At 69.2% G+C, this 24,922-nt stretch carries 25 protein-coding genes and 5 pseudogenes; 24 read left to right on the forward strand and 6 right to left on the reverse strand.

Annotated features, from left to right (window positions below; genetic code table 11):
• Nucleotides 1-2: 2 nt before the first annotated feature.
• The 8 genes from ACFYW8_RS36415 to ACFYW8_RS36450 all read left to right on the forward strand — a co-directional run bounded on the left by ACFYW8_RS36415 (nucleotide 3) and on the right by ACFYW8_RS36450 (nucleotide 6,374).
• Nucleotides 3-524, forward strand: a complete 522-nt coding sequence (locus ACFYW8_RS36415; protein ID WP_389088828.1) for an HIT family protein — start codon at nucleotides 3-5, stop codon at nucleotides 522-524.
• A 267-nt stretch (nucleotides 525-791) separates the two neighbouring features.
• On the forward strand, nucleotides 792-1,145 hold the full coding sequence (locus ACFYW8_RS36420) for a hypothetical protein (protein WP_389088832.1): 354 nt from the start codon (nucleotides 792-794) through the stop codon (nucleotides 1,143-1,145).
• Nucleotides 1,129-1,587: a hypothetical protein gene (locus tag ACFYW8_RS36425; RefSeq protein WP_389088837.1), complete on the forward strand. Its 459-nt coding sequence runs from the start codon at nucleotides 1,129-1,131 to the stop codon at nucleotides 1,585-1,587. Before ACFYW8_RS36420 ends, ACFYW8_RS36425 begins: the two co-directional genes overlap by 17 nt.
• A gap of 126 nt (nucleotides 1,588-1,713) precedes the next feature.
• Entirely contained in the window at nucleotides 1,714-2,361 is a 648-nt protein-coding gene (locus ACFYW8_RS36430) for a hypothetical protein (RefSeq protein WP_389088842.1), read from the forward strand.
• On the forward strand, nucleotides 2,358-3,227 hold the full coding sequence (locus ACFYW8_RS36435; RefSeq protein ID WP_389088847.1) for a class I SAM-dependent methyltransferase: 870 nt from the start codon (nucleotides 2,358-2,360) through the stop codon (nucleotides 3,225-3,227). The genes ACFYW8_RS36430 and ACFYW8_RS36435 overlap by 4 nt, the downstream gene beginning before the upstream one ends.
• The gene (locus ACFYW8_RS36440; protein WP_389088852.1) at nucleotides 3,224-4,684 is read left to right on the forward strand and encodes a phosphotransferase; all 1,461 of its coding nucleotides are present in this window, start codon (nucleotides 3,224-3,226) and stop codon (nucleotides 4,682-4,684) included. Before ACFYW8_RS36435 ends, ACFYW8_RS36440 begins: the two co-directional genes overlap by 4 nt.
• Complete coding sequence (locus ACFYW8_RS36445; protein WP_389088857.1) at nucleotides 4,681-5,724, forward strand: GNAT family N-acetyltransferase; 1,044 nt, start codon at nucleotides 4,681-4,683, stop codon at nucleotides 5,722-5,724. The genes ACFYW8_RS36440 and ACFYW8_RS36445 overlap by 4 nt, the downstream gene beginning before the upstream one ends.
• Nucleotides 5,721-6,374 (forward strand): M15 family metallopeptidase, encoded by a 654-nt coding sequence (locus tag ACFYW8_RS36450; protein ID WP_389088861.1) that lies wholly within the window; start codon nucleotides 5,721-5,723, stop codon nucleotides 6,372-6,374. Before ACFYW8_RS36445 ends, ACFYW8_RS36450 begins: the two co-directional genes overlap by 4 nt.
• Before the next feature lie 171 nt (nucleotides 6,375-6,545).
• Here the strand turns inward: ACFYW8_RS36450 and ACFYW8_RS36455 are convergent, their stop codons facing one another.
• The gene (locus ACFYW8_RS36455) at nucleotides 6,546-7,010 is read right to left on the reverse strand and encodes a hypothetical protein (protein ID WP_389088866.1); all 465 of its coding nucleotides are present in this window, start codon (nucleotides 7,008-7,010) and stop codon (nucleotides 6,546-6,548) included.
• Nucleotides 7,011-7,233: 223 nt separating this feature from the next.
• On the opposite strand from ACFYW8_RS36455, the pseudogene ACFYW8_RS36460 reads away from it, so the two are divergent.
• Both ACFYW8_RS36460 and ACFYW8_RS36465 read left to right on the forward strand, forming a co-directional pair.
• Nucleotides 7,234-7,424, forward strand: a pseudogene (locus ACFYW8_RS36460) (IS701 family transposase); the annotation flags it as partial.
• 65 nt (nucleotides 7,425-7,489) lie between these two features.
• Nucleotides 7,490-7,975, forward strand: a complete 486-nt coding sequence (locus ACFYW8_RS36465) for a nuclear transport factor 2 family protein (protein ID WP_389088871.1) — start codon at nucleotides 7,490-7,492, stop codon at nucleotides 7,973-7,975.
• Between the two features lie 140 nt (nucleotides 7,976-8,115).
• Here the strand turns inward: ACFYW8_RS36465 and ACFYW8_RS36470 are convergent, their stop codons facing one another.
• Nucleotides 8,116-8,928, reverse strand: a complete 813-nt coding sequence (locus ACFYW8_RS36470) for a hypothetical protein (protein ID WP_389088876.1) — start codon at nucleotides 8,926-8,928, stop codon at nucleotides 8,116-8,118.
• A 119-nt stretch (nucleotides 8,929-9,047) separates the two neighbouring features.
• Here ACFYW8_RS36470 and ACFYW8_RS36475 point away from each other — a divergent pair, with 119 nt between their 5' ends.
• The 4 genes and pseudogenes from ACFYW8_RS36475 to ACFYW8_RS36490 form a co-directional block, all read left to right on the forward strand.
• The gene (locus tag ACFYW8_RS36475; protein ID WP_389088880.1) at nucleotides 9,048-9,590 is read left to right on the forward strand and encodes a PadR family transcriptional regulator; all 543 of its coding nucleotides are present in this window, start codon (nucleotides 9,048-9,050) and stop codon (nucleotides 9,588-9,590) included.
• Complete coding sequence (locus ACFYW8_RS36480; protein ID WP_389088885.1) at nucleotides 9,587-10,399, forward strand: ABC transporter ATP-binding protein; 813 nt, start codon at nucleotides 9,587-9,589, stop codon at nucleotides 10,397-10,399. Before ACFYW8_RS36475 ends, ACFYW8_RS36480 begins: the two co-directional genes overlap by 4 nt.
• Before the next feature lie 2 nt (nucleotides 10,400-10,401).
• Entirely contained in the window at nucleotides 10,402-12,177 is a 1,776-nt protein-coding gene (locus ACFYW8_RS36485; RefSeq protein ID WP_389088890.1) for an ABC transporter permease, read from the forward strand.
• A gap of 118 nt (nucleotides 12,178-12,295) precedes the next feature.
• Nucleotides 12,296-12,385: pseudogene (locus ACFYW8_RS36490) on the forward strand (IS5/IS1182 family transposase); the annotation flags it as partial.
• A 143-nt stretch (nucleotides 12,386-12,528) separates the two neighbouring features.
• Here ACFYW8_RS36490 and ACFYW8_RS36495 read toward each other — a convergent pair.
• Nucleotides 12,529-13,530: an NAD-dependent epimerase/dehydratase family protein gene (locus ACFYW8_RS36495; protein WP_389088894.1), complete on the reverse strand. Its 1,002-nt coding sequence runs from the start codon at nucleotides 13,528-13,530 to the stop codon at nucleotides 12,529-12,531.
• A 174-nt stretch (nucleotides 13,531-13,704) separates the two neighbouring features.
• Here ACFYW8_RS36495 and ACFYW8_RS36500 point away from each other — a divergent pair, with 174 nt between their 5' ends.
• The 3 genes from ACFYW8_RS36500 to ACFYW8_RS36510 all read left to right on the forward strand — a co-directional run bounded on the left by ACFYW8_RS36500 (nucleotide 13,705) and on the right by ACFYW8_RS36510 (nucleotide 16,090).
• Nucleotides 13,705-14,037 (forward strand): hypothetical protein, encoded by a 333-nt coding sequence (locus tag ACFYW8_RS36500; protein ID WP_389088899.1) that lies wholly within the window; start codon nucleotides 13,705-13,707, stop codon nucleotides 14,035-14,037.
• 198 nt (nucleotides 14,038-14,235) lie between these two features.
• On the forward strand, nucleotides 14,236-14,643 hold the full coding sequence (locus tag ACFYW8_RS36505) for a hypothetical protein (RefSeq protein WP_389088904.1): 408 nt from the start codon (nucleotides 14,236-14,238) through the stop codon (nucleotides 14,641-14,643).
• 886 nt (nucleotides 14,644-15,529) lie between these two features.
• Nucleotides 15,530-16,090 carry an RICIN domain-containing protein gene (locus ACFYW8_RS36510; RefSeq protein ID WP_365874985.1) on the forward strand — a complete coding sequence of 187 codons (561 nt, stop codon included), beginning with the start codon at nucleotides 15,530-15,532 and terminating at the stop codon, nucleotides 16,088-16,090.
• Nucleotides 16,091-16,289: 199 nt separating this feature from the next.
• On the opposite strand, the gene ACFYW8_RS36515 is transcribed toward ACFYW8_RS36510, so the two are convergent.
• Complete coding sequence (locus tag ACFYW8_RS36515; protein ID WP_389088913.1) at nucleotides 16,290-16,724, reverse strand: pentapeptide repeat-containing protein; 435 nt, start codon at nucleotides 16,722-16,724, stop codon at nucleotides 16,290-16,292.
• Between the two features lie 650 nt (nucleotides 16,725-17,374).
• On the opposite strand from ACFYW8_RS36515, the pseudogene ACFYW8_RS36520 reads away from it, so the two are divergent.
• The 5 genes and pseudogenes from ACFYW8_RS36520 to ACFYW8_RS36540 form a co-directional block, all read left to right on the forward strand.
• A pseudogene (locus ACFYW8_RS36520) lies at nucleotides 17,375-17,518 on the forward strand (IS701 family transposase); the annotation flags it as partial.
• Between the two features lie 357 nt (nucleotides 17,519-17,875).
• Complete coding sequence (locus ACFYW8_RS36525) at nucleotides 17,876-18,367, forward strand: DUF2975 domain-containing protein (RefSeq protein WP_389088916.1); 492 nt, start codon at nucleotides 17,876-17,878, stop codon at nucleotides 18,365-18,367.
• Nucleotides 18,367-18,588 (forward strand): helix-turn-helix domain-containing protein, encoded by a 222-nt coding sequence (locus ACFYW8_RS36530; RefSeq protein ID WP_389088919.1) that lies wholly within the window; start codon nucleotides 18,367-18,369, stop codon nucleotides 18,586-18,588. The genes ACFYW8_RS36525 and ACFYW8_RS36530 overlap by 1 nt, the downstream gene beginning before the upstream one ends.
• 361 nt (nucleotides 18,589-18,949) lie before the next feature.
• On the forward strand, nucleotides 18,950-19,528 hold the full coding sequence (locus ACFYW8_RS36535) for a hypothetical protein (RefSeq protein WP_389088924.1): 579 nt from the start codon (nucleotides 18,950-18,952) through the stop codon (nucleotides 19,526-19,528).
• A 975-nt stretch (nucleotides 19,529-20,503) separates the two neighbouring features.
• Nucleotides 20,504-21,445 carry a prohibitin family protein gene (locus ACFYW8_RS36540; protein ID WP_389088928.1) on the forward strand — a complete coding sequence of 314 codons (942 nt, stop codon included), beginning with the start codon at nucleotides 20,504-20,506 and terminating at the stop codon, nucleotides 21,443-21,445.
• Nucleotides 21,446-21,814: 369 nt separating this feature from the next.
• Here the strand turns inward: ACFYW8_RS36540 and ACFYW8_RS36545 are convergent.
• Nucleotides 21,815-22,177, reverse strand: a pseudogene (locus ACFYW8_RS36545) (carboxymuconolactone decarboxylase family protein); the annotation flags it as partial.
• Between ACFYW8_RS36545 and ACFYW8_RS36550 the strand changes: the two are divergent.
• A pseudogene (locus tag ACFYW8_RS36550) lies at nucleotides 22,171-22,744 on the forward strand (transposase); the annotation flags it as partial. The pseudogenes ACFYW8_RS36545 and ACFYW8_RS36550 overlap by 7 nt on opposite strands.
• On the opposite strand, the gene ACFYW8_RS36555 reads toward ACFYW8_RS36550, so the two are convergent.
• Complete coding sequence (locus ACFYW8_RS36555; protein WP_389088932.1) at nucleotides 22,734-23,504, reverse strand: MBL fold metallo-hydrolase; 771 nt, start codon at nucleotides 23,502-23,504, stop codon at nucleotides 22,734-22,736. The pseudogene ACFYW8_RS36550 and the gene ACFYW8_RS36555 sit on opposite strands and share 11 nt — an antisense overlap.
• 778 nt (nucleotides 23,505-24,282) lie before the next feature.
• On the opposite strand from ACFYW8_RS36555, the gene ACFYW8_RS36560 reads away from it, so the two are divergent.
• Complete coding sequence (locus ACFYW8_RS36560) at nucleotides 24,283-24,843, forward strand: hypothetical protein (protein WP_389088936.1); 561 nt, start codon at nucleotides 24,283-24,285, stop codon at nucleotides 24,841-24,843.
• The last annotated feature ends 79 nt before the right edge of the window (nucleotides 24,844-24,922 follow it).

Consider the following 24,922-nt stretch of genomic DNA (forward strand, 5'->3'; position numbering starts at 1 on the left):
TCATGACGCTCCCGGAGCCGAGCACGGCCTCCTGGCCCGAGGACTTCCTCGCGCACCGCGCCGGCCACAACTGTCCGATGTGCGGCAACGACTGGCAGGCCGACGACATCGGGTGGGGACTGCTGCTGCACCGCGGTGAGGTGTCCCAGTCCTACCTCCGGCGATCCGGCACGGTCCGGGGCTACGTCATCGTGGTCTTCACCGCGCGGCACATCGCCGAACCCACCGAACTGCCGGAAGAGGAGGCAACTGCCTTCTGGCACGACACCCTCACCCTGGGCCGAGCCCTCGAACAGCACTACGAGCCGGTGAAGATGAACTACTTGCTGCTCGGGAATGCGATCCCGCATGCCCACTGGCACTGCGTTCCGCGACGCGAAGCCGGTACGGACCCCGCCCCGGGCGGACCGGTGCCCTTCGACATGCTCGATCAGGGCCGCCAGAACGAACAGCGACTGCAGGCGGATGCCCGAGCGCTGCGGCAACTGCTGAACCACACCGACGGGTCGGGGGTACGGCGATGAGCGCGCAGTCGGACCTGATGGTCGTGGCGGAGATCCTGCCGCGGTTCTACCGGATCACCCCCACCGTGGTCGACAGAGGTCCCGTGGGGACCGCGACCCGCAACTACGTGGCCCGGGACAGCGACGGCGGCGGGTGGTTCGTGAAGGCCTGCCCGGCGGGTGCCGTACTGGACGCGGAGCGCCAGGCGCTGGAGCTCGGCCAGTTCGCGCGGCTCGGCGGTATCCCGGTGCCGACTGTACGGCGGACCCTGGACGGCGATCTCGGCATTGATCGACTTCCGGCCGCCGGGGCACCGCAGTCCCGTGTGGGAACTCGGGCGGATCGTCCTCGACCCGCGCACGGTCCTGGCAGAGCCGCACTGGCCCACCGGCCTGGCCGACGCGATCACCGCTTACCAGGCCGCCAACCCGGCGCTGCCGGCCGAAGAACTGCTCGCCGTACCCCGGGTCGCAGCCGCATACATGGCCTGCTCGATGTATCCCCTGTCCGAGGCCGTCGACGACCCGGCCGCCGTCACCCCAGAACTACAGGCGTACGGCCGGAACCGGCAGGCGGCCGTGGTCGAGCTGCGCGAGCGCCTGGCGGAAGCAGAGGAGGTGCTTCATGACCGCCTGCACTGACCCCTCCTCACCCGGCGCCCGGCCCTCGCTGCGGCGACACCGCGACTTCCGCCGCTACCTGACCGGGCAGGCGGCCGGCGTGACCGGCAGCTCGATCAGCGCCATGGTGATCCCCGTGCTGGCGGTACTCGAGCTGGACGCGACCACCGCCGAGGTCGCCTGGCTGACCTTCCTGGGTCAACTGCCGCCCGCACTGCTGGCCGGCGGACTCGGTACCTGGATCGGCGTGCGCCCCACCCTGATCGTCGGCACCTGCCTGCTCGTCGTCCTCTACCGCTCCCCGCTGCGCAGCCTGCCGGAAATGCCCGGCCCGCCTTCTGCGCCTCCCCCTCCACCAGGCGCCCGCGCGCAGCCGGCGCCATCACCGTCGGGGACGCCCGTTCCCAATCCCACGGCCGCCAGGGATGTGCGGCACGACCGTTCTTCGGGAGGGAGCCAGTGAGCAGGGAGCTGAACACGGCCGGTGACCCGAAGTTCCGCGATGGGCTGGAGCGAACAATGAGCACTCCGGACACATGCCCTGCCGCGAACGTCCCGGCGCCGGGGCGCTCAGCGGGCCCCGTCGGCGGTGGCGCGCCGAAGGGTCAGCAAGCGGATCCGGCAGCCGCGCGGGCGGCGATGGTCGCCCGGCTCCAGCCAGCTTGCCACCGGGGGTCGGCTGCTGGCGCACGTCAGCAGCAGATCCCCGTCGTGGCCCGGCCTCGCCGTGGTCGAGCGCACCGCCGACGGGCAGATTCAGGCGGAGTTACGGGCCGTGGAGTTCGCCCACCGCGCCGGGCACGGCATGGAGCGGATCTGGCTCAGCAAGGACTTCCGGCAGCGCATCGCCACCGAGCCGGGCACCTGGACGCAGCTGAGCATGCCGGCACCGCCCGCGGACGAGGACCGGGGCCTGTGGCTGGCCGCGGACCACCTCCTCGGAGGGCTGGTACGCGACTTCGGTGCCGAGCACCTGTCCATCGGCGCACCTGGCTGCGGGTCGTGGCTGCGGGTGGAGGCCGTGGAGCGCTGTCGCTGGAACGTCACCACCCACGGTCCGCGCAACATCTGGAAGGAGATCCAGGACCTGGCCGATCGGTGGCGAGCGGCCGGCAGCCCCAGCCGCTACCACCTTGTCTTCGATCCGGACGGTGGCCAGCGGGCCGTATCAGCGGGCGGCCGTCTGTCCTGGCACCTGCCCACCCCCCGCCCGCTCGACGAGGGAGCATCCACGTGACCTGTCCCGACGATCCCTTCCCGGGCCTGCCTCCGGGCAAGGAAGCCCTGTTCGCGGCGGCAGCCGAGGAGTACGACCGCTACCGCCCAGGTGTACCGGCCGAGGCGGCCAAGCTGCTGGCCGCCACCGTCCGGGATCTTCCCGATCCCACGCTGCTGGACCTGGGCACCGGAACGGGGCAGGTCCCCCGGGCTCTGCTGAAGGCCCTCCCCTCCCTCGCGCACATCGAAGCGGTCGACTGGAGCCGGCCGATGCTCGACCAGGCCCGGGCCGCGATCACGCCCGTGCTCGGGGACTGCACCCTCAACCTCATCCAGACCTCGGCCGATGCCTACGCCCCCCTCGCTCCACTGCCCGGGGAGGACAGATGGATGCCGGACCTGGTCACCTGCTGCCGGGCCTACCACTGGATGAGCGGTCCGGGCGTTCTGGCGATGGCGCACCGGGTCGCCGCCCCGCGGGCCACGCTGGCGATCATGGGGGACGGAAGCCTCTGGACGCACGACGCCGACTGGACCCGGGCACTGCGCGACCTGATCCAGCGCTACCTGGGGCCCAGGCGTCGAGCCGGAGTGCTCGGCGACTACCCCAAACCCGTTCGCCCGTTCCGCGAGGACCTCGCCGACTCGGCGTGGAGCGACGTGACCGAGCACCGGGTCCCGGCCACGCGGTCCTGGACGCCGGAGGCGGTGCTCGGCTATCTGCGCAGCACGTCCTTCGCCGGGGCCGGCCTGTTCGGTGAGCGGCACGCGGCGTTCGAGGATGAGGCCCGGGCGCTGCTCGACGAGCTCGCGGCAGGCGGATCGCTTGTGGAGAAGGCCGTGTTCACGGTCCTGCTCGCCCGGCGTCCGGGAGGTGCGCGGTGAGCGGCGGGCAGCGGCGCACCGAGCCGGTGGACGTCCATCTGATCCTGCGTCGGGAGACCCCCGAGGGACCGGAGGTTCTGTTGTCGCGGCGGGCCGGGCAGGTGTACGCCGCCGGCCTGTGGCATCTCCCGTCGGGGCATCTCGACGGTCCGCACGAGGACGTCGTCGCCGCCCTGGTGCGCGAGGCGCGGGAGGAGACCGGTGTCGTCATCGACCCGGCCGACGTACAGGCCGCGGTGACCGTGCACCATCGCAGCCCCGGCGGTTCCTCCCGCTCTGGATACTTCTTCGAGGTCCGACGGTGGCGGGGCGAGCCCCGGATCGCCGAGCCGGACGTCTGCGATGCGATGGACTGGGCGCCCCTTGACGCTCTGCCCGCCGGAATGGTGGCGTACTGCCGTGCCGGCCTGGACGCCTACACCGCCGGCGCACACCTTGCCGTGCACTTCCAACTGCCCGGCGACGACATCGCCTTCGACCTCGACGCCAACCGACTGCGTCTCGTCCCGGACGTGACCGGCCAGGCGTTCCCCAGCCGTCCCGACGCACCGGTCGCGGAGTTCGCGGAGCAGACGGTCGGCCGGATCACCGAGTGGACGGATACGTCGTGGGCGCGCGAGGACAGCCGCGTGTGGCGGGCCCGAGGCGCGCAGGGCGGCACCTGGTACGTGAAGGTCCACCAGAGCGACAGGTTCCACGGCAGGGAAGTACGGGGGCTACGGACGTGGGCACCGGCACTGGGTAAGGCGGCGCCCCGGCTGGTGGCCGCCGACGAGAAACTGAGGACGGTGGTGCTCACCGCGGTGCCGGGCCGTCCGCTGTACGGCGCCGTCCTCACCCCGGAGCGGGAGAGGGCGGTCTTCCACCGGATCGGCGCGCTGGCCCGCCGCATCCACCAGTCCTCTCCCCCACGGCCAGCTCCTGCCGGCGGCGGCCCGGCCGTCGCCAAGGCCGACCGGCATCTGGCCGGGGCGCGGTCTCATCTGCGTCCGGGCGATGCGGAGTTCGTCCGCGAACTCGTCCGGCAGGCCGAGGACCTGCAGCCGCTGGAGTGGGTGGAGACCCACGGGGATCTCCAGCTCCGCAACATCCTCTACGCCGCCGACACGGCCATGCCCGACGCGGGATACGGAACTGACGATCCCGACGTCTTCGTGGCGGTGATCGACCTTGAGCGCAGTGAGCCAGGCCCGGCCGTACGGGATCTGGTCCGCCTGTCCGACGCCTGGGCCGGCCTCCCCGACCTGTTCGACGCGTTCCTGGCCGGATACGGCAGGTCCCTGACCGGCGCCGAGGAGGCACGGCTGGGCATCGACATGGCTCTCGATGCCGTGAGCGGGATCGCCTTCGGCGTCGCCCACGGTGATCCCGAGTTGGTCGAGCGCGGCCGACGGACACTGGCCCGGCTGCGCGCCGAGCACCACGCACCACTCCCTTCGACAGGAGAAGCCCCGTGAACGCCCACACGGCACCCGCCGCCGCGACCGAACCGCAGGATGCCGCCGGGCGACCGCCGGTCCGCGCGGCAACGCCCGCTGACGCCGAGGCCATCATCCGGATGCGCTCCGAGCACGTCCTCTCCAAGCCCTTGAGCGAGGAATGGATCCGGCGGTGCACGGACGAGCTGGCACCGCGACTGACCGAACAGGGGGACGCGCGGGCCTTCGTCATCGACACCCCGGACGGCACGATGGCCGCCTGCGCCCTCGGCCTGATCCATCCCGTGCTCCCGGCACCGGCCTACCCGCGGGACCTGGCCGCCCGCGTGCACATGGTCGCCACGCACCCGGACCTCCGGCGCCGCGGCTACGCCCGGGCCGCGGTCTCGACACTGCTCGACCACCTCTCCGACGTCGAGCACGTCACGCTGTTCGAGCTCCACGCCAGCGTGGAAGCGCAACCGCTCTACCGTGAACTGGGCTTTACGGGCAGCCCGGCGCTGATGCGGCTGACGCGTCTCGAACAACCGGCCCCCGCGAGGACCTCGGAGAGCAACCCCACCTGGCTGCCGCCCGAGCAGTACGCCGAGACGGTCCTCAAGGCCACCGCGTTCGCCTGTCTGTACTTCACCGACGAGGACGACCGGCCGCTCCAGCTGCACTCCGTCTACTCCCCCGCGCATCCCTGGCAGCTGGTCGGCGGAACGATGGACAAGGGCGAGCGGCCCTGGGAGACGGCCGTGCGCGAAGGCCGGGAGGAGACCGGGCTGACCGTGTCCGGTCCGCCCCGGCTGCTGGCCACCGTGTACGGGCTGCCCGGCGCCGAATGGCCCTACAGCACGATCGGGATGGTCTTCGACGGCGGCCGGCTCACCGCGGCACAGATCCGCGGCATCACCCTGGATCCGCAGGAGCACGACGAGGTCCGCGTCCTGCCCCTGGCCGGGTGGAAGGCACTGATGCCGCCCCGTGACTTCGCGCGCCTGAGCGCGGTGGAGGAGGCCCGCCGTACCGGCGAGGCCGCGTACTTCGGCACCTGGGACTGGGGAAACGAATGAGCGGCAGCATCGTGTTGATGTCCGACCGGAGGGTGGCCGCGATCCCCCTTCAGGACTGCGGCGAGGACCTCGTCGACGTCCGTATGAACGGCCTGAAGGTCGACGACCGCAAACGCGACGAGGCCGGGGCCTGGGCCCATGTCCGGCAAGGCGTCCTCACCCGGCTGGTGCACGCCCAGTCACTGCTGCCCACCGGGGTGCTGCTGCTGTTCGTCGAGGGCTTCCGGCCCCCGACCCTGCAGCGGCGGTACTTCGAGGAGTACTCCGACGAGCTGGCGCGCGCCCATCCAGACTGGCAGGCCGCCCGGCTCCGGGAGGCCGCCAGCCGCTTCGTCTCGCCTCCGGAGATCGCACCGCACTCCGCCGGCGCGGCCGTGGACGTGACGCTGATCGACCACCTCGGCCGCGAGTTGGACATGGGAACGCGCGTCAACGCCTCCCCGGAGGAGTCCGAGGGCGCCTGCTACACCGACGCACCCGGGCTCAGCGACCGGGCCCGCAGCAACCGGGCCGCGTTGGGCGGCGCGCTGTCCGTCGCAGGCTTGATCAACTACGGTACGGAGTGGTGGCACTGGTCGTTCGGCGACCGGTACTGGGCGCTGCAGACCAAGCAGCCGGCCGCCCTCTACGGCCCTGTCGAACTGCCGTGACGCCGAACCGCCAGCCCGCCTTTGCCTGACGAGGCAACCCCCGAAGGACTTCCAGCGCCGACCGCTCGGTACTCCAGTTGCAGATCGTGATCTGCCTCTTGTGTCGGCGAAGGTTGAGCGCGTGCCTCCCGTTGGAGGGAGCGCCTCGACCTGGCTGGGGGCGCCTCCGGGCTACCTGTTCTGGCAGGCCCTGGCTTTGAACTCCGCTATGGAAACGGTGGCGGCGGATTCCTCACCATCGTCCGAGATCTTGGTGTAGCGGACTTTTCCTGGAGTGAGCCGGTCCTGGTCGCTCAGCGTGAAGGAGACGCTGCCAGATGACCACGAGTTGTCCTTGGTCCAGCCGTAGAGGGCGTACGTGGTCTTGGTGGTGAGCGGAGTGAGAGATCTGGTCGCGGTCCAGCCGGCGGCAGGAGAATCGAGGGGCCAGGTGGCGAGACCGGGTGTGAGGGGGTGGGCGGCGGTCCACGAACCGACCTTGACCGTCTTGTCGACGTCGTCGCTGTCCACGTAGAGGGTCGCGCCATCGATGTGATGTCCGCAGACCAGCATGACGCCGAGCAGATGGCCGTCACCGGTCACGGAGATGCCGGCGACGGCATCGACGGGAACCGTGCATCCTGAGGTCGTGGCCAAGGCGACGCCGGCCACAACTGCACCGATGAAGCGACGGAACGCCGGCCGTGAAGCGGTCGACCACATGAAAGCCCCCTGCTCGGCGCGTAAGCCGTGCCCCCGGATGACACGGGGTATGCGGAACGGACGTGGCCACCGACGGTCCTCGGTGTGAGGTGGCCGCATGCAGGCCGCATGCCACAGCATAGGTCCCGCCCTCCGTAAGGACACGCTCAAGGTCCTGATGGATCGCGTCGTGGGACGGTTCACCCGCAAAGAACCACGGCGGCCGGTGCGGGAGTTCGTACTGGGGCTGTTGTCGGCCCCGCCACGCAAGAACTGCTGGACGCTGGTCGAGCACGCGGCGGTGCCACCCCGGACGGCCCGCAGCACCTGCTGGCGAGGGCGATGCGGGATGCCGACGCGGTCCGGGAACGATCCGCGCACCCTGTGCTGCTGGTCGAGACGGTCCGCCAAGACCGTTCCTGGACCAGGCGATAATGGTCAACTATCTGCCTGCGTTCATTACTTGGGGAGGTCTTGTGAGCCTGAGTCCGCGTGAGGTGTTTCACCAACTCGTTCATGGAGTCGCCGACGGGAGGTTCGACGAGTTGCCTGGCCTGTATGGCGAGGTCACCGATGTCCGGCATCCGATGGCGACGCCGGAGTCAGAGCCGTTGACGAGTCGGCGTGCGCTGCAGGAGCACTTCACGGTGCCGCCGGAGGTTCGGGAGTCCTTACCGAAGAGGCGGGTCGTCGATGTCGTCGTTCACGAGACCGCCGATCCTGAAGTGATCGTCGCCGAGTTCGCCTATGAGTTCACGTTGCCGGACGACTCCACGGCCAAGGTTCCCTGCGTCTTCGTCATGCGTGTCCGCGACGGTGAGATCATCGAATCACGCGACTATGTCGACCCGATTCGTACGTACACGGCACGTGGGGACCTCGACCGCCTCATCGCGTCGTTGCGGAAGGATGTTTCCTGAGGTCCTGACCTCGCGCCTACACCGACGAGCCTGTCCGAAGCGTCTTCAAAATCTTCAAAAGGCACGGAGCACTTCCGTCCTGGGACGACGGGACTTGTCTGCTGCTCCAGCCGCAGATCGTGATGGGGGCTGAACGGGGCTCATGCCCTCCTCCCAGGTGGAGGATGCGGCGTCGGGCGTGGGCGGTCGTGCGGGCGGGCAGGTGGTAGAGCTTCATCCGGATGGTCTCCGGTTCCGCGGCGGCGAGTTCGGGCTCGTCGTGCAGAAGGAGGAGCCGGGTCCACGCGTCGAGGTCGGCGGCGATCGTGACGGCCAGCACCCAGGCTGTGTTGAGCTGCCAGGACCTCGATGGCAGCAGCCCCGAGGCCGACCCGCTTGATCGCTTTCACCCGGTCCCCGACCTCGGCGTGATCACGGTAGAGGGCGTCGAGGAACCACACCTGCCCGGAGGCGGAAACCCCGGAAAGGCCCTGGTGGGCGGGGATGTTCGTGGCAACGATCCGGTAGCGCCAGCCGGTGTGCTTCTCGAAGGCGGTGAGCTTCTTCGCATCGCGCCGCGAGGGCTTGACCCGGCGCACGATCCGCCGGATCCCCCGTGGCCAGCCGGTCAGGTCACGGACCCCGGTCAGCTCGGTGACCTGGTAGAAGACCCACTCGCCGTCGGGACCCTTGAGCTCGTGGACCCCGCCGACGTACCAGCCGGTCAGCTCCCTCCCGCACACCTGGATCCAGGGGAACAGGCGGCGCCAGCGGTACTGGAACTGCTCGATCTCCAGGACGTTCGTCGCACCGAGGGTGATCGCGCAGGCCGGCTGGACCAGCGCCATGCCGCGGTCCCGCCAGCCTGGCCCGGTGCCCTCCGGTAACGCCGTGCTCAGCGCCGTGGACAGGCCGACGCGGTCGGCGACCTTCCGCAGCAGCACCACGCCACCGCCGGCGACACCTGAAGTCATTCTGCAGGACTTCTAGATCCAGGCTGCCCGCCGACTCCTGAGGGAGCGTCATGCCCTGCCGGTTTGACGCGGCTTTTAGCTAACCGCTATCTATTGGGAGTCGGAGGGGAGAGTGGTCCGTGCAGGACGTGTTGCTGGCGTTGCTGACGAAGGAACCGTCGCACGGGTACGACCTGCGTCGGCGGTTGGTAGCGGCGCTCGGACCGTTGGGGCAGACGCTGAACGCGGGGCAGATCTATGTGACGCTCGCCCGGCTCGAGAAGGCGGGTCTGGTGGTCCAGGAGCGTGAGGACGCGCCGGTGCGTGGCCCGCGGCGCAAGGTGTATGCGCTGACCGCGGCCGGCCAGGAGCGGGTCGTCGCGTGGATGGCCGAGAGCGTCGGGCCCAGAGCGGATGTGCCGGAGTTCCACCTGAAGCTGGTGGCTGCCGCCGAGTCCGGGCTGGCCGATCCGCTCTCACTCGTGGACGCCCGGCGGCGGGAGCTGATGCACGGCCTGGGCGAGGCCCAGCGCGCCGCCCTCGCTCATGACACGGACTCGGAGGCCTGGCTGCTGCTGGAGGGCATCGCCCTCCGTCTGCAGGCCGATCTGCGCTGGCTGGAGGTGTGCGGGCGGACCTGGTCTTCCCGCACAACACGTGGGAAAGGCAAAGGAAACGAATGACGAGAGACGGTCAGCGCAAGGGTATGGGCGACAGCCCGGTCGAGGAACGGGCCGGCCGCCGACCCGGTGAGGCAGCCGTGCCGGTGCTGCGGGCGGTCGGCCTGACGCGCACGTACGGGGACGACGAGAGCCTGGTGTGGGCCGTCGACGGGGTCGACCTCGACGTTCCCGCCGGGCAGACGCTCGCCGTGACCGGACCCAGCGGCTGCGGTAAGTCGACGCTGCTGCAGCTTCTCGGCGGTCTTGACCGGCCCACCGAGGGCGAGGTGTGGCTGGACGGGCGGAGGATCGACGGCCTCGGCGAGCGGACGCTGGCCAGGTTGCGACGCCGCACAGTCGGGTTCGTCTTCCAGGCCTACCACCTGATGGACGAGCTGACCGCGACGGAGAACGTCGAGCTGCCCGCCCTGCTCGCGGGCGCCTCACCGCGCGCCGCCCGCCTCCGTGCCGGCGAACTCCTCGAACTGGTCGGGCTCGCCGACCGGGCCCGGCATCTGCCCTCGGAGCTCTCCGGCGGGCAGCGGCAGCGGGTCGCCATCGCCCGAGCCCTGGTCAACGAGCCGCTGGTCATCCTCGCCGACGAGCCCACCGGCAACCTCGACAGCGCCGCGACCCACGACATCCTTCGGCTCTTCGACGAGCTGCGCGCCGCCGGCCAGACCCTGGTCATGGTCACCCATGACGAGCGCGTCGCTGCCACGGCGGACCGCATCGTCTCCATGCGCGACGGGACCGTGGCCGCCGATACCCGCCTGGATGCCGACGGAGGCAGCACAGGACTTGGCGCGCTGCTGAGCTGGGAAGGCTGACCATGGGACATCTGCTGCTGATATGGCGCCTGATCCTGCGCGACATGCGCCGCCGCCCGGGCGAGGCCGCCATGTTCCTGCTCGTCGTCACCGTCGCCGGCGCCAGCCTGACACTCGGCGCCGCGAGCGGCGCCGCCGTGTCCACCGGCTACGCGAAGACCCGCGCGGCCACCGCCGGCCCCGACGTCATGGCCTCGACGACGAGCCAGGACCCGTCCGGCTTCGCCGAGCGCCTCGCACACGCGCCCGGTGTCACCGGGGTCGGTGGCCCGTTCTTCGCGTTCGACACCGCCATCCGGGCACACGGCCGAACCGCGCACTCCGCGGTCGAGGGCCGCGGCAGTTCGCCGTCCCCCGTCGACCGCCCGCTGGTGACCTCCGGGACCTGGGTGCGTCCCGGCGGCGCAGTGGTCGAGCGGGGCTTCGCGCAGGAACTCGGTGTGCGCGTCGGCGACAGCGTCATCGTGAGCGGGCGCAGCATTCCGGTCGTCGGGACCGCGATGAGCGCGGCCACCAAGGTGTACCCGTGGAGCGACGCGGCGCAGGGGCCCGGCCCCTCCGACCAAGGCGGCATGGTGTGGCTCACCGCGGCCGACGCCCGCGCGGCGGCAGGCGACGCGCCGGTCGTGCACCTGATCTACCTGAAGCTGTCCGACCCCGCCGCGACCGGCGGCTTCGGCCGCTCCCCGGCCGTCCAGGCCCTGATCGGCGATGACTGGGTCAACTTCCACTACTGGCAGGACGTTCTCGGCACGGACACGGCCATGATCGAGTTCACCCGGCCCACTCTGGTCATCGGCGGCTGGCTGCTCGCCATAGCCGCGACAGTCACCCTCGCCGCGCTCGCCACCGCGCGCGCCACCCGCGACAACCGGCGTGCCGCACTGCTCAAGGCCGTCGGCGCCGGCCCTGGCACCGTCACCGCCGTCCTGCTCGCGCAATACCTGCTGCTGACGCTCCTGGCCACCGCACTCGGACTGACCGCCGGGGCGCTGGCCGCACCCCGCCTGGCCGATCCCAGCGCCGGGCTCCTCGCCACGGTGAGCCCTCCGGACACCGGCACCATCGCCGCCGCGCTCCTCCTCGCCGTCGTGGTCGCCATGACCGGTGCGGTCAACCCCGCCGTGCGCGCCGCCCGCACCAGCACCGTCCAGGCCCTGGCCGACCCGGCGCACCTGCTCACGCGCCACCCACGTCTGAACGCCGTGACGGCGTATCTGCCCACCTCGCTCCTGCTCGGCATCCGGTTGCTCGCCCGCCGGCCCGGCCGCGCCGTCCTGGCCTCCGCCGGAACGGCCGCCACCACCCTCATGGTCACCGCGCTGCTCACCTTCCACGCCGATCTCGACGCGAGGCCCGCCTTCAAGCGGTTCGGCTCCATCGACGTGCGGACCGACAAGACCGGCCAGGTGCTGCTCGCCGTCACCATCGCGCTGGTGGCACTGTCCACGCTCAACACCGTTCTCCTCGGCTGGAGCACCGCCGTCCAGGCCCGGCGCGCCCTGACCATCACCCGTACCCTCGGCGCCACACCCGGCCAGGTCGTCACGGCGCTGTGCGTCGCGCAACTCCTGCCCGCCGTGCCCGGAGTGGCGGCGGGTATCCCGACCGGACTCGTCCTGTACTGGTTCTTCGGCGCGCAGATCACGCCGCCGGGATCGTGGCTGCTCACCGCCGCACTCGTCATCCTGCTGGCCATCGCGGTGTTGACCGCGCTCCCCGCGTGGGCCCACACCCGCAACCCCGCGGGACGCGTCCTCAACGCCGAACCCGCCTGACGAGCCTTCCCTGCCGGGGCAACCGGTCAGCCCTCGTCCCCATCCTCCTCGGCGGCGCCTGGTCACGGAAGGGGCGCAGACCCTGGCCGGGGCTGACGGCCTCGATGTGGTGCCGGGCGATCGCGGCTACGACCATGACAAGTACCGCCGACTTGTCCGGGATCTCGGCGTGAAACTGCCGATCGCCCGCCGCGGCACTGAACACGGTTAGGGGTTCCAAGTGCTTCATTCGGCCGCTCCGACGCTTGGTACATTCGTCGACTGACGTCCTTGAGGGCCACGTCCAAAGAGGACGTGGCCCTCAAGGACGTGGCCTTGAGGTTTTTCGTCGTGGCGTTTTCGGTCGCGCGCCTAACCTCGCACCGCTCTACCCCACGTTTCCAGCAGTTCGCGCTCGCGCCGGCTGCTCAGGCCGGCCCGGCGGGGCCGGTTCAGACCCTGCTCCCGCTCCCAGCGCAGGGTCTGTGCCAGGAGTTCCGCCCGAGGCCGGTGCCGCAGGCCGGTTGCGGTCGCCGCCGCGCCATTGCGGGCGCTGAAGCCGACCCAGTCCGGGTCGGCCAGCCACAGCGCGAGCGACTCCGGGCCCATGGCCTGGACCACGTTCTGCCCGAGCAGCCAGTCGTTGTCCGCCTCCACCACCGGCCCGGTGTGCCCGCCGATCTCCCTCGACAGCTCGACCCATTCCCTGAAGGGCACGACCGGGCCGACCGCGTTGTACGTTCCGGTCGTTCCCCTCTCCGCACAGTCGAGCAACCATGCAGCGAGGTCTCGTGCGTCAACCACCTGCGTCGCGATGCCAGGGCAAGCCGGCACCAGCAGCGGGGCCAGCGGCTCGCGGGCCGCGCGGGCGACCCAGTACCCGCAGCGGCCGCTGTGGTCACCGGGGCCGCCGATCAGTCCCGCCCGCGCGATGAGGAGCCGGTCGCCCACGGCGGCCGCCGTGGCCTCCTCGCAGGCCACCTTGGCCTCCCCGAACTCGGCGTGGTCGACCTCGTCCCGCTCGGCCGCCGGAAGCAGTTCCGCCGACTCGTCCGCGTCCAGCTGCGCATGCGAGGCATACGCGCTGACCGACGACACGTACGACCAATGGCCCGTGCTCTCGCCGAGCGCCGCTAGGGCCCCGCGCACGAAGCCCGGCTGCCACGAGACCTCGACCACGGCGTCCCACTCCCGTCCCGGCAGGCTTTCGTACGCTGCCGGGTCACGTCTGTCCGCAGCGACCAACTCGGCGCCCTTGGCCACCTCGCCGCTCTCCCCGCGGGCCAGGCAGGTCACCCGATGCCCACGTTCCAGTGCCTGCCGCGAGACCTCGCGGCCCACCCACGCCGTTCCGCCCAGCACCAAGATCTTCATAGGGTCACTCAAACACGGACCGTGAGCATGCACGTCCCTGCTTAGCCGAGAGCAGAGAGATCCGCCGGAAGACACCGGGCCGGCCTGCGCCTAGGGTTCGTAGCCCGATCATGATGCGGCGTTCTTGAGGCGCCGCCAGCAGATGAGACTGCAGACCAACGAGACGAAGGCGTCGTGGAGTTCGAGGCGTCGCTCCCATCGCACCGCGAGGCGTTTGAACTGGTGAAGGAGGGCGAGGTCTGCTCGACGACACAGCGGAGCTTGCCCAGGCCCTTGATGTTCGAGGCGCCCTTGCAGGAGATCACCGGCATGATCCGGCGGCGGCGCAGCTCACGCCGCGCCGCCCGGGAGCCGTACGCTTTTCGCGCGGACATGGGAGCCGTCCACGCACACGCGGGTCGAGTCGAGTTTGCCTGCCGCGTTCAACTCGGCGAGCAGGAGGCGATGCAGCTGCTCGAAGACCCCCGCCCTCTGCCAGCGCTCCAGACCGCCGACACGTCGTCTTGATCTTGTTGTGGGGTTCGCCGGTTTGTGCGAGGACCCGAGCCGGGAGGTCCGCGAGGACGACGGGTGGCGTCGTCGTGGGTGGGACGACGACGCCATGTGCCTCAAGCAGTTTCCTGTTCTGCAGTCCGGATCCGGCAGCTGAGCAAAGAGTCTCCACGGCGAGCTGCCGATGTCAGTGGCGGCTGCGATGCTGTCGGCATGATCCCTTGGAGCCTGCTGGACATCGACAAAGCCCTGCGCGCCAGTTGGGCCGCCGACACCTGTTCTCCGGACGACCTCGCTCGCGCCGGCTGGCAGCCCGGCAACCCGGCGTGGGGCCAGTGTGACATCACGAGTCTGATAGTGAACGACATCTTGGGTGGCGACCTCGTGGTCGGGGAGGTCCACTGCAGCGGGGAACAGCATGGATTTCACTGGTGGAATCGACTACCCAGCGGTGTGGAGCTCGACCTGACGCGCGAGCAGTTCCAGGATGGCCAGACTGTCACCGCAGCCCGTGTCGTCAAACGCCCGCCGGGGCCTCTGCCTCGGCGCTGGGAGGAGTATCTCCTCCTGCGCGAGCGCGTCGTCAAACATCTCGGTCACCTCCCGGAATCGGCTCCCTGAGCTGCGAAGATCATGCTTCGAACGCACGTTCCGATCACGGTGGTTCGTTGCACGGGTGTCGCCTGACGCGGCTTGTTCCGGCGACCGCTCCGCAGAGCCGGACGCTCTCCTCGTGCTGGGCGGCGAACCGGGCCAGGGCTTCGGTGCGGAGCTCCGTCAGTTCGGTGACCGTCTGCTCCGACTGTGCCAGCCGTTCTTTGAGCTTGGCGTTTTCCGTCTCGAGGCGGGTGATCTGGGCTGCGCGGGATCGGGGATGTCTCCGGCCTGCTGGAGGGCTTGAAGGCGTCGCTCGAACTCGGCGCGGAGGTATGCGTAGGGGCGCGTGCCGTAAAAGGCGGTACGGCGGCCGGTCCGCAGTGGGGGTGTCGGCGAGCCTGAGGCAGAGTGCCCGGGAGGGGTCGGTGAACCGGCAGTAGTTTGCCGGTCCGAGGCGCAGACTCTGGACGCGTTCGGTGAGCAGGTTGAGCACGTGGCGGTCGATGCGCTGGATTCTGTTCTCGGTGCTGGTGGGGCTGCCGGGTCGAGCTTCTCGTCGACTGGCGAAGACAAGGTGGCCTCCCGGACCACTCGCCTTCCGGCGGTGTGGAGCCCGCCTGATACGTGGTGTGGGTGAAAGCCCGGACCACGTGAAGCGGAGGCCGGGGCGTCGCGTACGACGATGCCCCCACGACCCGACTGCCCACGCCTTGCGCTCCCACATACACCACGATCCGGGACCCGGCCGGCCCGCACGGGTCAGGCCTTGCCCGCGCCCGCGAGGCTCACGTGACTTTCTCGGTCGGTCGCAACCACAATCCATCCGTGCGATCGTGGATATGAGGCAGTGAATCGTACAGGGCCCGCCACAACCCCGGCGGAAGCACAAGTCCCCTCAGGGGAGAGCGACATGCGAAGAAGACGAACCATTTTGCTGACCGCGCTCACCGCGCTCACCGCGTTCTTCTCCTCGGTCACCGTCCTGGCTCCCGGCCAGGCCCAGGCCGACGTCTGGCACCCGTCGACCTACCTCACGAACAAGGCTTCTGGACTGGACGCGCGACTCGAATCGAACACATGCCAGAACATGCCCTGCCTCAACGGCAAGGGCTTCGTGCTGAGCGGCCGCGGTGACACTGTGAACCTGGTGGATGTCCCCGGCGGGAGTGAGATCAGGTGGTCTTCAGATAAATGCCTGGACGCCAAGGGGTCGGCCAACGGAACACCCGTCGTCCTGGCGGACTGCGACGGCACGACCAGTCAACTCTGGACGATAGAGGGCTTCTACGGCAGTGGCGCTGACCTTGGCGCGTACCTCCTGGTGCACAGGGGCAGCGGAAGGTGCCTCGATGCCGGGAACCCGGCGTTCCCGACCCCTCCGCCGACCGGTGCACGCCTCCAGATATGGGACTGCATCAGCAAGCCCAACGCTCCGTGGCACGTCAATCAGGATTGGGCCATCCACTTCTGAAGCCACAGTCCATGTCGCGATGATCGAACTCATATGCCGCACACTCAACTCACCCGCGAATCCACCCCGAACTGTCGCGACACCTGAACCTCGAACCAAACAACCCCAAGCGGAACAAACCCCCTTTAGTAATCGAGTCGCAGATCGTAGTCCTGTGCCGCGCGAGGACACCACCGACGGAGGGGGCGGAGGCTCGGCTTTACGAAATGTCGTCAACCGCGGACTGCCAACCGATGACGTCATCCTGGTGGACGTCGCGGAGGATCGCCCCGTCGAGCCGGGCTCCGGTGACGTCGGTGAGGCCGCGCGATGGTTGGCCGGTGTTCACTCGGCCGAACGTGGCGTCGGTGAGATCAACACCACGCAGATCGGCGTCGCGGAGATCGCAGCCGGACAGGTGCGCACCACGCAGTGAGGCGCCGCGCAGGTCAGCACGGCTCAGATCGCAGAACATGAACGAGCAGCCGTCCAGGTCTGCGTGACGTAGATCGGCTCCCGCGAACGAGCATCGGGTGAATCGCAACTGCGACGTCCTCGCAGAGACCAGGTCCGCGCCGGTGAAGTCCTCCCCGCTCAGGGCGGCGTAGTAAGGGAGTGTGGCCAGTCGTTGCCTGGGCTTCAGAGGCTTGGTCATGGGCGCTAGCCTGCCAGTCGGCCCGGAAGCCGGCTCGCGAATATTCCGATACAGGTCGCGAGGGTGGAGCGGCCACCGCTGATCATCCGGGTGTGAGGACCAACGATCTTGCGGAGGTCGCGGGTCACAACGCAGACCCTGCCCGCCGGCAGACGATGTTCGAGATCTCGATGGGCCGGTTTGCCGGCCGGCTCGGGCGAGTCGAACCCCGTTGCCGGGCCCCGGACTTGGTCCTGGGCCTACCGACAGTATTGCCCCGCAAGAACTGCCGGACGATCGCCGAGCGGCCGCACAGGCCAGTCCAGACGGCAAGCAGCACCTGCTCGGCTGGGCCAAGTGGGATGCCGACGCCGTGCCCGCGATGACGTGCGCGGATACCTGCTGGACCAGTTGCACGACGAGCACGCGGTGCCGGTGGTCGACCAGAGGGTCGACCAGACCGGCGCCGTGAAGAAGGGCACGCACACCGTCGGTGTCCCGCGCCAGTACACCGACACCGCCAGTGAATCGAAAACGCGCGGGTCGAGGTCCACGTCGTCCACGCGAGCCGCCGCGGACACGCGGCGGTGGACCGCGAGCCGTACATCCCGTGCTCATGGACGCACGACCCGGACCAGCGCCGGGCCGCCGGACCGGACGAGGACACCACCCAGACCGGCGTCTTCGCCGCCTACGCCACCGCCGGTGGAAGTGCCCGCGTCGACCGCGAGCGTTACCTGCCCACGTCCTGGACCGAGGGCCGCGAACGCTGCCGGGCGGCCGAAGTCCCCGACGAGCAGGAGTTCGCCACCAAGGGCGAAACCGGCCCGGCGCATGGTGCTGCGTGCCCAGCAGGCCGAACGGCTACGGGCTCAAGCCGGTCGCGGTGAGGCCGGTATCGGCGAGCTACGGCGGCACAAGAACCTGACAGCCCATCTGGAAAGGCCTTTTGACCACCTAACTCAGGGCTTCGACGTAGTCGGGTGGCGTCCGGCGCGTGTTCAAGTGAGGCCGACTTCGACAAGATCGCGGCGGTTCGCGCAACCGCCGCGTCATGGGAGGTGGCGCCGCCCCGGCAGGTGCGAAACCGCCGCCCACCCTCCGTCCCAGCCATTGCTTAACCTATCGAATCTCGATAGATTTCCATCGCAATTCGATGGAAGGACGAGGTCATGGGAAAGCTGACCGTGCGTGCGCTGCGCGCCCTGCTCGTGATGGTGCTCGCCGGCACCGTGTTCGTGCAGGCATTGATGGTGTGGACATTGGTCAGCGGGAGCGACCCCGAGGACGGGTCGCTCCCGCTGACCGCCTTCCGCGTGATCACTATCCTGGGCATGGTGTCGGTCCAGGTCGCCCTGGTCTGCGTCTGGCGGCTGGTGACGATGGTGCGGCGCGGAACCGTGTTCTCCCACGCCGCCTTCCGGTACGTGGACGGCGTGACCGGCGCGATCGTGGCGGCTGCCCTCGTATGGTTCGCGGTCACGGCCATCAACGCGCCGGGCCAGCGGGACGACCCGGGCGTCACCGTCATCATGGGCGGGATCGGCATGGCCATCCTGGGGGTCGCGCTCATCGTGCACGTGCTGCGGATGCTGCTCGCCCAGGCCGTCGCGCGCGACGTCGAAGCGGCGCAGATGCAGGCCGAGTTGGACGAGGTGATCTGATGCCGATCGCCGTCGACATCGACGTGATGCTGGCCAGGCGGAAGATGTCCGTGGGCGACCTCGCGGACCGCGTAGGGATCACTCCCGCCAACCTGGCGGTACTCAAGAACGGCCGCGCCAAGGCGGTGCGCTTCGCGACGCTCGCCGCGCTCTGCGAGGTGCTCAAGTGCCAACCGGGCGACCTGCTGCGCTGGGAGGCCGAGGACGCCGCAGCTGACTGACGTGACCTTCCAAGATCATCGAGTTCTCGACGCCCCGTGACCCTTGGCCGCGTGCCCACCCTGATGACCAGGCGCAGGGCTGGCCTTGGGCGTCCGGCGCCGAGGTCACGGCCAGCCATGGGCAGCCGTGCGCCGCCGAAGGAAGCTGCCCGGAGGAGGCCCCGGGCCGTCCGCTCACGCTCCTGGTCCCTAACGATCGGAGGTGGACGGCTTGACCGCGCCGCTCGACCCGGTGAACGTCGCCGAAGGCTTCGAAGCTCTCGGTGGATGTGGGTGAGCATGCCGCTGAGGTCGGTGGCGTTGCTTCGAGCCGCTGTCCGACATCCCCGGCCTGGACGCCGCCGCCGTCCCGGAGGGCGGGATGGTCGCGCGGCTCCGCCACCAGCAGACGAAGATCGACGCGGCGCCGAACACCATCCTCGTCAGGCCGCGACGTCGTCGAGATCATCCGGGAACAGCAGGCATGGGTGCGCGAGGACTGGCACCTGGGGATGTTCGCGAGGACATCGGGCGCCAGGAGTGGGAGATGGTGCTCGACGTTCTCATCGAGATCGGGGATGTCCACTCCGTGTCAGTGGACTTCTGGGAACTCCTCGCCGAGGCCGCTCGCCAGATGATGCTCGACCGCAGCTGCCGTTGGTGCGAGTGGCGAGCCTGGGAAGTCCAACACGGCACTGTCCGGGCAACCTTGAGCCTGGTGCGTGCGGAGGAGGGCCGACGCCGGACTGCCTTTTCCGGAGAGGGTCGACCCCGGCCGATGTGGGATACCGGCAACCGCAGTGCTGGTGGAGAACGAGAGCTGAGCATCGCAAGGCTGTGGGTGGAGTACGCGCAGGAGCTCGGCCCGGGAAAGACCGCCGACGTTCGGCTGGCTCCCCTGAGCCCCGAACAGTGGAGACTCCTGGAGTGCGGCGATGTCATCACCATGCACGAGGCCTGACCTGTAGCCGGCACGGCCACCGTGATCGAGATACTGCCGCCGTGCACTTGAGCCCGTCTGCGTAATCGTGCCCTCGTCCGGGGCCTGCAGGCACGGCTCTGCGCGTCAAGTACCGCTGATGGCAGGATGGCCTCCATGATGATCACCAGAAAGGCACATGCCGCGTAAGCGCCCGGGTGCAATCCGCGCCATGCGCGAGCGCCAACCGCCCAAGTGGGCGCGCGAACTGCCCACCATCGACCGTCTGTCGGCTGACACGAGTGCCGCGATTCACTTGATGGAACATAGCTCTCACAGCTATGAGGTCCAGCCTGGGCGGACCTCACAATTCCTCTACAGCTACCGGAATTTCTTGCGCCAGCCCGGTCGGAAGCTGAGGTTGACTGCCTCGGAGTGCCCGGCCTGTCCTGGGTGCCAGTACGACGATGTCGCGGTAGTCAGGGACGCGTTGGAAGACATAGTGGGCATGCTCCCGCTTCCGGCACGCACCGAATTGCGACGACTGCTTGCCGGTCTTGATGCCGAATTCCGAAGCAGGACAATGCACGATCCTGATCCAAGCCACTGGGTGGACTGGAGCGGGAGTCCGTACCGATGGTGGCACCGACGGCTTTACGCGGGTGTCTAGGTGTTCTGCCCTGGGAGGTTGTGGACGGGTGAGCCAGGTCTCGGCTGAGGAATCTTGAACGGGTGAGGGCCTTCCGGTTCGGTGTGGATTGCGACGTCTGCACCAACCGAAAGGCTCTCGTTCCCCACCGTAATGCACCTCTGACCGAGACCGGCCGTCTGCGTCTGGTAACTTCCCCGAGGCCGTTGCTGACGTCAGCCATCGCTCAGCGTGTGCGTTACACCGAAGTTGAGCCGGAACCCTCAGCCGTCGAAAGAGCGACCGCCCCGCAACTTCGGGCCGCTGACAGGCTTTTCGGACGCCCTCCGGTTCGGCCTGCGTGCGGCCCTGCACCGGAGATGGCTACGATGCGCCGGGGCCGCGCCCCCAGAGGCGCGGATACGTTTCCGGAGGGGGATATACCTGTGTTCACGCTGTCCATCCTGTTGCTTATAGCTGCGCTCGTGCTCGTTCTCGTCGGCCGCGGCCGCGCCGGCCACTGGAAGCTCGGGGCGGCGCTCAGCGCCGTTGCGGGCGTAATCGCAGGCACCTTCGCCTGCATCCATGTCGTGAGTGCTTATGAGGTCGGCGTGCCGGTGACCTTCGGCAGGATCGGCACGCCGCTGATCTCGGGCATCCACTTCAAGTCACCGTTCACCGACGTCACATCCTTCTCCACCCGCCCGGTGGACCTCGACCTCAACGGCAAGGACGTAGTCGAGGTCCGCTCCTCGCAGGGCGGTGTGCTCTATGCGGACGTCACCATCAAGTGGGCTGTGGCGCCGACCAAGGCGGTCGCGCTGTACCGGCTGGCGGGCAGTGAGGAAGCCGTCCAGGAGCGGCTGGTGTTGCCGGACAGCCGCGAGATCATCCGCAACGTCTTCGCGAAGCACACCAGCGAGGAAGGTTACGCATCCGCCCGCGAGCAGATCAGCTCGCAGATCGCCGACCTCGTCAAGGAGCGACTGGCACCGCGCGGCATCGACGTCACTTCCGTCAACCTGCGCAATGTGAGGCCGTCGGAGAAGCTGCAGGACCAGATCGACAAGAAGATCCAGCAGGAGCAGGCCACCGAGCGGGCCACCGAGGCGGCGCGTACGGCCACGGCGGAGGCGGAGCGCAAGCGGATCGAGGCGGAGGGCATCGCCCGCGCCAACAAGATCATCGGGCGGTCCCTGAGCGACAATGTGCTGTACAACCAGTGCCTTGAGGCATACAAGGAGGCCGCGAAGGCGCACCCCGTGTACGCGGTGCCGTGCGGTACGGACTCGGGCGGCACGCCGGTCATCGTGGACAGCGGCAAGAACTGACGCCGCCGCGGACAACGCTTTGAGGTTCCCCGCTGTGCGGGATCCCGGCGTCCCGGGCCAGGCATTGCACGCAGCCGTGTTCTCGGAACCAGCACGGCACCAGTACCGCTTGGCGGATCGGGCCCGGCGCGAGAGCCCTTTGGCGTGCCGATTTCGCGCCGGTGGGCAGCCAGTAACCGGGCGAGGAACTCCACGAAGTGGCGTAGGACGTCGAGCGCGGCAGCATAGGTGACCAACGTGAAGCCTCTGGTTCGAGCGGACCTGGCAGACCGACCAGTCCTACCAGGGGCTTCACGCCTGCCCGGCCTCGCGGCCCACCCGAAGATCATTTCGCTGGCGAAACCTCAATGGGTGAAAGCCACGCTGGGCTCAGCCCCAAGTCTTGCCGGCCGGTTCCTTGATCGTGCGGTTGATCCGGTTGAAGAAGTTGGTCAGCGCGATCTCCAAGTTGATCGCGCCGATCTGCTCCTCGGTGAAATGGGCGTTGGCCTCTTCCCAGATCTCGTCGGTGACACCCGGCGCACCATCCTGCAACCGGGTGGCGGCCTCGGCCAGCGCCAGTGCCGCGCGCTCCGCATCGGCGTAGAACGGCGCCTCAAGCCACGCCGCTACGCTGTGAAGCCGCTCATCGGTGTCACCGGCCTTCTTCCCGCCGGAGACGCTGGCGTAGACCCACGCCGAGCAGCTGTTGATCTGGCTGACGCGCAGGTGGACGAGCGTAAAGCAGCGAGGTGCTGCCGCTGCTCTACTTGCACGGCCTGTCGTCGCGGGACTTCGTGCCCGCGCTCGAGCAGTTTCTCGGTTCCTCGGCCGCCGGCCTGTCCCCGGCCACGGTGACCCGGCTGACCACGCAGTGGCAGGCCGGCCAAAGGGCGTTCGGCGAACGTGACCTGTCCGCCACGGACTACGTCTACGTCTGGGCCGACGGCATCCATCTGCGGATACGCCTGGAGGAAGCCAAGGCCGCGGTCCTGGTCGTCATGGGCGTGCGCGCGGACGGCACCGAGGAGCTGATCGCGATGGCAGACGGCAGACGGCTACCGTGAGTCGCCGGAGTCTCGGCGGGCCTGCTGCGGGACTGCCAGCGGCGCGGCATGCGCGCGCCCGTCCTTCGTCCATCGCCGCGGGGCAGGCTCCCGAGCCGCCGCCCTCGCGATGGTCCTCAAGCTCGTCGAGTCCGCCCAGACTCGTCGGCGAGTCGTGAACGCACCCCACCTCGTCGCACTCGTCCGATCCGGAGCCCGCTTCGAACGCGGCCAGCTCGTCGAACGACCCCGGAGGTTGCGGCCTAGCCGATAGAGAAGGTTGCATCGGGCGCGGCGTATTCGACGGGACCGTCGAACCGCGCCGAGGCACGCGCCACCGCTTGCTGCGGCGTGAGGAAGGGGCCGACGTGTGTGACGATCAGCCGGCCCGCCCCGGCCGTGCTGGCTGTGTCGCCGGCGTCCTCGGGCGTGTGGTGCACCGGGTCGCCCTCGACCGGTGCCTGTGCGCTCTCGGCTTCGCACAACAGCACGTCGCATCCCTCGGCCAGTTCGGTGAGGCTCGGGCACGGTGCCGTGTCTCCGGAGTACACCAGCGACTTGCCCGCCGCCTCGATGCGCACGGCGAAGGCGGGGATGCCGTGCGACACCGCCCGGCTGGTCAGCCGGAGCGGGCCAATGGCCGCTTGGTGCCCGTCGTGCAACTCGGTGACGGCGAAGGCCGATTCGAGCGGACTGCGGGCCGGAGTGTTGGAAAGGAAGTTGGCCAGCCGGTCGGCGATTCCAGGCGGACCGAAGAGAGGAATCGGCGCTACGAGGTGATTGTCCGCGTACAGGGCGCCGTAGTACGCGGTGAGCAGGTCCGCGCTGTGATCGGCATGCAGATGCGAGATCCAGATCGCATCGAGCTCATCCAGCCGCACATGCCGCTGGAGCGGGCCGAGCGTCCCACTGCCCGCGTCCACCCAGACGCGAGTTTTCCCGCTCGACACGAGATAGCCGGAGCACGGATTGTGCGCGCTCGGGTAGGGCGTCGCGGAGCCCAGGACCGTGAGGTGAAGAAGCTCGTCACTCATCCCGAAATCCTAGAACACGCGGTCCACAAGTCTTGATGATTGCTCGCATCCGGCCACCGGAGCAGCGTGGCTCATAGGCTGAGGAGTTGTCGGGAGCTCTCTCCATCGCGACTCCTCGCATGCGCGCACCAGGGAGACTTGCGCGGTGGTCTGCCCTTGTTTCAGGGAGCGGTCACGGACAGTGGGTGCCCGCCCCAGGCGGACGCCCGCGCGTTCACGACCCTTGAGCAGCTACACCACTCGGCCGGACACAATCCCCGGCACGCGCCCGGCCGATCAGATCGGCGGCGAACGACGCCGGCTTCGCCTGCCGGGTCAGGACCGAAGCCGGCGCCGAGTGATCCCGACGATCAAGTGCCTGCGCATCAGCCGCTCGAACTTCTTCGACTTCACTACCCGGCCGACCGCCGTAGGGCGGCGTGGATCCGCGGGGTCCCGTAGGCCCCAGGCGATCCGGTGGAGCACTCGGATCTCGTCCACCAGGCGTTCTTCCTCGCGCCGAGCGGGTCGGTGGGCCGATGCGGCCGCCTGGTGCGCATTGCGGGTCGGGCGTGGCACTCCCAGCACACGACACAGCAGCGCAACACCGTGATCTGCAACTTTGCCGGTCGATGCCGTCTCCGCGGCGATGCAACGGCACCGCGCGGCGGCGGCTGATGCGCTGTTGGGCAAGCGTCGGGTTCTCAAGGTCGTGAAAGTGGGGCGTGGATAGACTCGCGGCGTCGACGCGGTCGATGTTCGCTGGTTCGGCGCCGGCGGGCGGATGGGAGGCACACTGGTGTGCAAGGTGGATCACGAGGCCGCAGCAGTGACCGCGACAGCAGTTCTGACGGCGGCCTACCCACACCTGAGGTATGAGGCTTCTCCGCATCCGGCACTGGAAGGCTGCGAGGACGTGGAGTGGTTGTCCATTCCTGGCTGCCCGGTTGATGTCCCGGTCGTCCTACGCGGACTGCTCGATCCCGACGCGGCTGAGATGGCCGAACGTGCACTGGACTGGCTTGTGATGTCAGGACCAATGGCCATTAGTGCCACAATGCCGGCGGTCGTCCCGTACCTGCTGCGACTGACTGCCGATCCGTCGATCCCACGCCGGAACGAGTTGTTCGGGCTCGTGCTCGTAGCCGCCGCCCTGTCCGCACCGACAGACCCCGACAACGCGTGGGACCTGGCGGTCAGCGGCCCTGAGAAAGACCACCCAGAACGGGCCCTGTGCCGTGCGGCATTCGTTGCCGACGCGGCATGGGTGCGACGTCTGCTGGCCGACGACGAACTGCTGGCTGGCCTTCATCTGGACGAGCTCGAGAGGGCGTCCCTCGTCCATGCGGCCGGACTGTAACGCGCAAAGCACCCCGGGCAGGCAGACTGCCACTGCTGCCAGACTCCGATCCCTGATGGTCAGGCTGCGTCGGCCGTCG

The sequence above is a fragment of the Streptomyces sp. NPDC002742 genome, assembly GCF_042888885.1.
In the GTDB taxonomy this organism is placed as follows: domain Bacteria; phylum Actinomycetota; class Actinomycetes; order Streptomycetales; family Streptomycetaceae; genus Streptomyces.

What these genes read in the sequence shown, in the direction of transcription:
- ACFYW8_RS36415 (WP_389088828.1), top strand. Translation starts at nt 3, where the DNA reads ATGACGCTCCCGGAGCCGAGCACGGCCTCCTGGCCCGAGGACTTCCTC.
- ACFYW8_RS36425 (WP_389088837.1), top strand. Translation starts at nt 1,129, where the DNA reads ATGACCGCCTGCACTGACCCCTCCTCACCCGGCGCCCGGCCCTCGCTG.
- ACFYW8_RS36450 (WP_389088861.1), top strand. Translation starts at nt 5,721, where the DNA reads ATGAGCGGCAGCATCGTGTTGATGTCCGACCGGAGGGTGGCCGCGATC.
- ACFYW8_RS36465 (WP_389088871.1), top strand. Translation starts at nt 7,490, where the DNA reads ATGGTCAACTATCTGCCTGCGTTCATTACTTGGGGAGGTCTTGTGAGC.
- ACFYW8_RS36470 (WP_389088876.1), bottom strand. Translation starts at nt 8,928, where the DNA reads ATGACTTCAGGTGTCGCCGGCGGTGGCGTGGTGCTGCTGCGGAAGGTC.
- ACFYW8_RS36480 (WP_389088885.1), top strand. Translation starts at nt 9,587, where the DNA reads ATGACGAGAGACGGTCAGCGCAAGGGTATGGGCGACAGCCCGGTCGAG.
- ACFYW8_RS36485 (WP_389088890.1), top strand. Translation starts at nt 10,402, where the DNA reads ATGGGACATCTGCTGCTGATATGGCGCCTGATCCTGCGCGACATGCGC.
- ACFYW8_RS36495 (WP_389088894.1), bottom strand. Translation starts at nt 13,530, where the DNA reads ATGAAGATCTTGGTGCTGGGCGGAACGGCGTGGGTGGGCCGCGAGGTC.
- ACFYW8_RS36505 (WP_389088904.1), top strand. Translation starts at nt 14,236, where the DNA reads ATGATCCCTTGGAGCCTGCTGGACATCGACAAAGCCCTGCGCGCCAGT.
- ACFYW8_RS36510 (WP_365874985.1), top strand. Translation starts at nt 15,530, where the DNA reads ATGCGAAGAAGACGAACCATTTTGCTGACCGCGCTCACCGCGCTCACC.
- ACFYW8_RS36515 (WP_389088913.1), bottom strand. Translation starts at nt 16,724, where the DNA reads ATGACCAAGCCTCTGAAGCCCAGGCAACGACTGGCCACACTCCCTTAC.
- ACFYW8_RS36525 (WP_389088916.1), top strand. Translation starts at nt 17,876, where the DNA reads ATGGGAAAGCTGACCGTGCGTGCGCTGCGCGCCCTGCTCGTGATGGTG.
- ACFYW8_RS36530 (WP_389088919.1), top strand. Translation starts at nt 18,367, where the DNA reads ATGCCGATCGCCGTCGACATCGACGTGATGCTGGCCAGGCGGAAGATG.
- ACFYW8_RS36535 (WP_389088924.1), top strand. Translation starts at nt 18,950, where the DNA reads ATGGTCGCGCGGCTCCGCCACCAGCAGACGAAGATCGACGCGGCGCCG.
- ACFYW8_RS36540 (WP_389088928.1), top strand. Translation starts at nt 20,504, where the DNA reads ATGCGCCGGGGCCGCGCCCCCAGAGGCGCGGATACGTTTCCGGAGGGG.
- ACFYW8_RS36555 (WP_389088932.1), bottom strand. Translation starts at nt 23,504, where the DNA reads ATGAGTGACGAGCTTCTTCACCTCACGGTCCTGGGCTCCGCGACGCCC.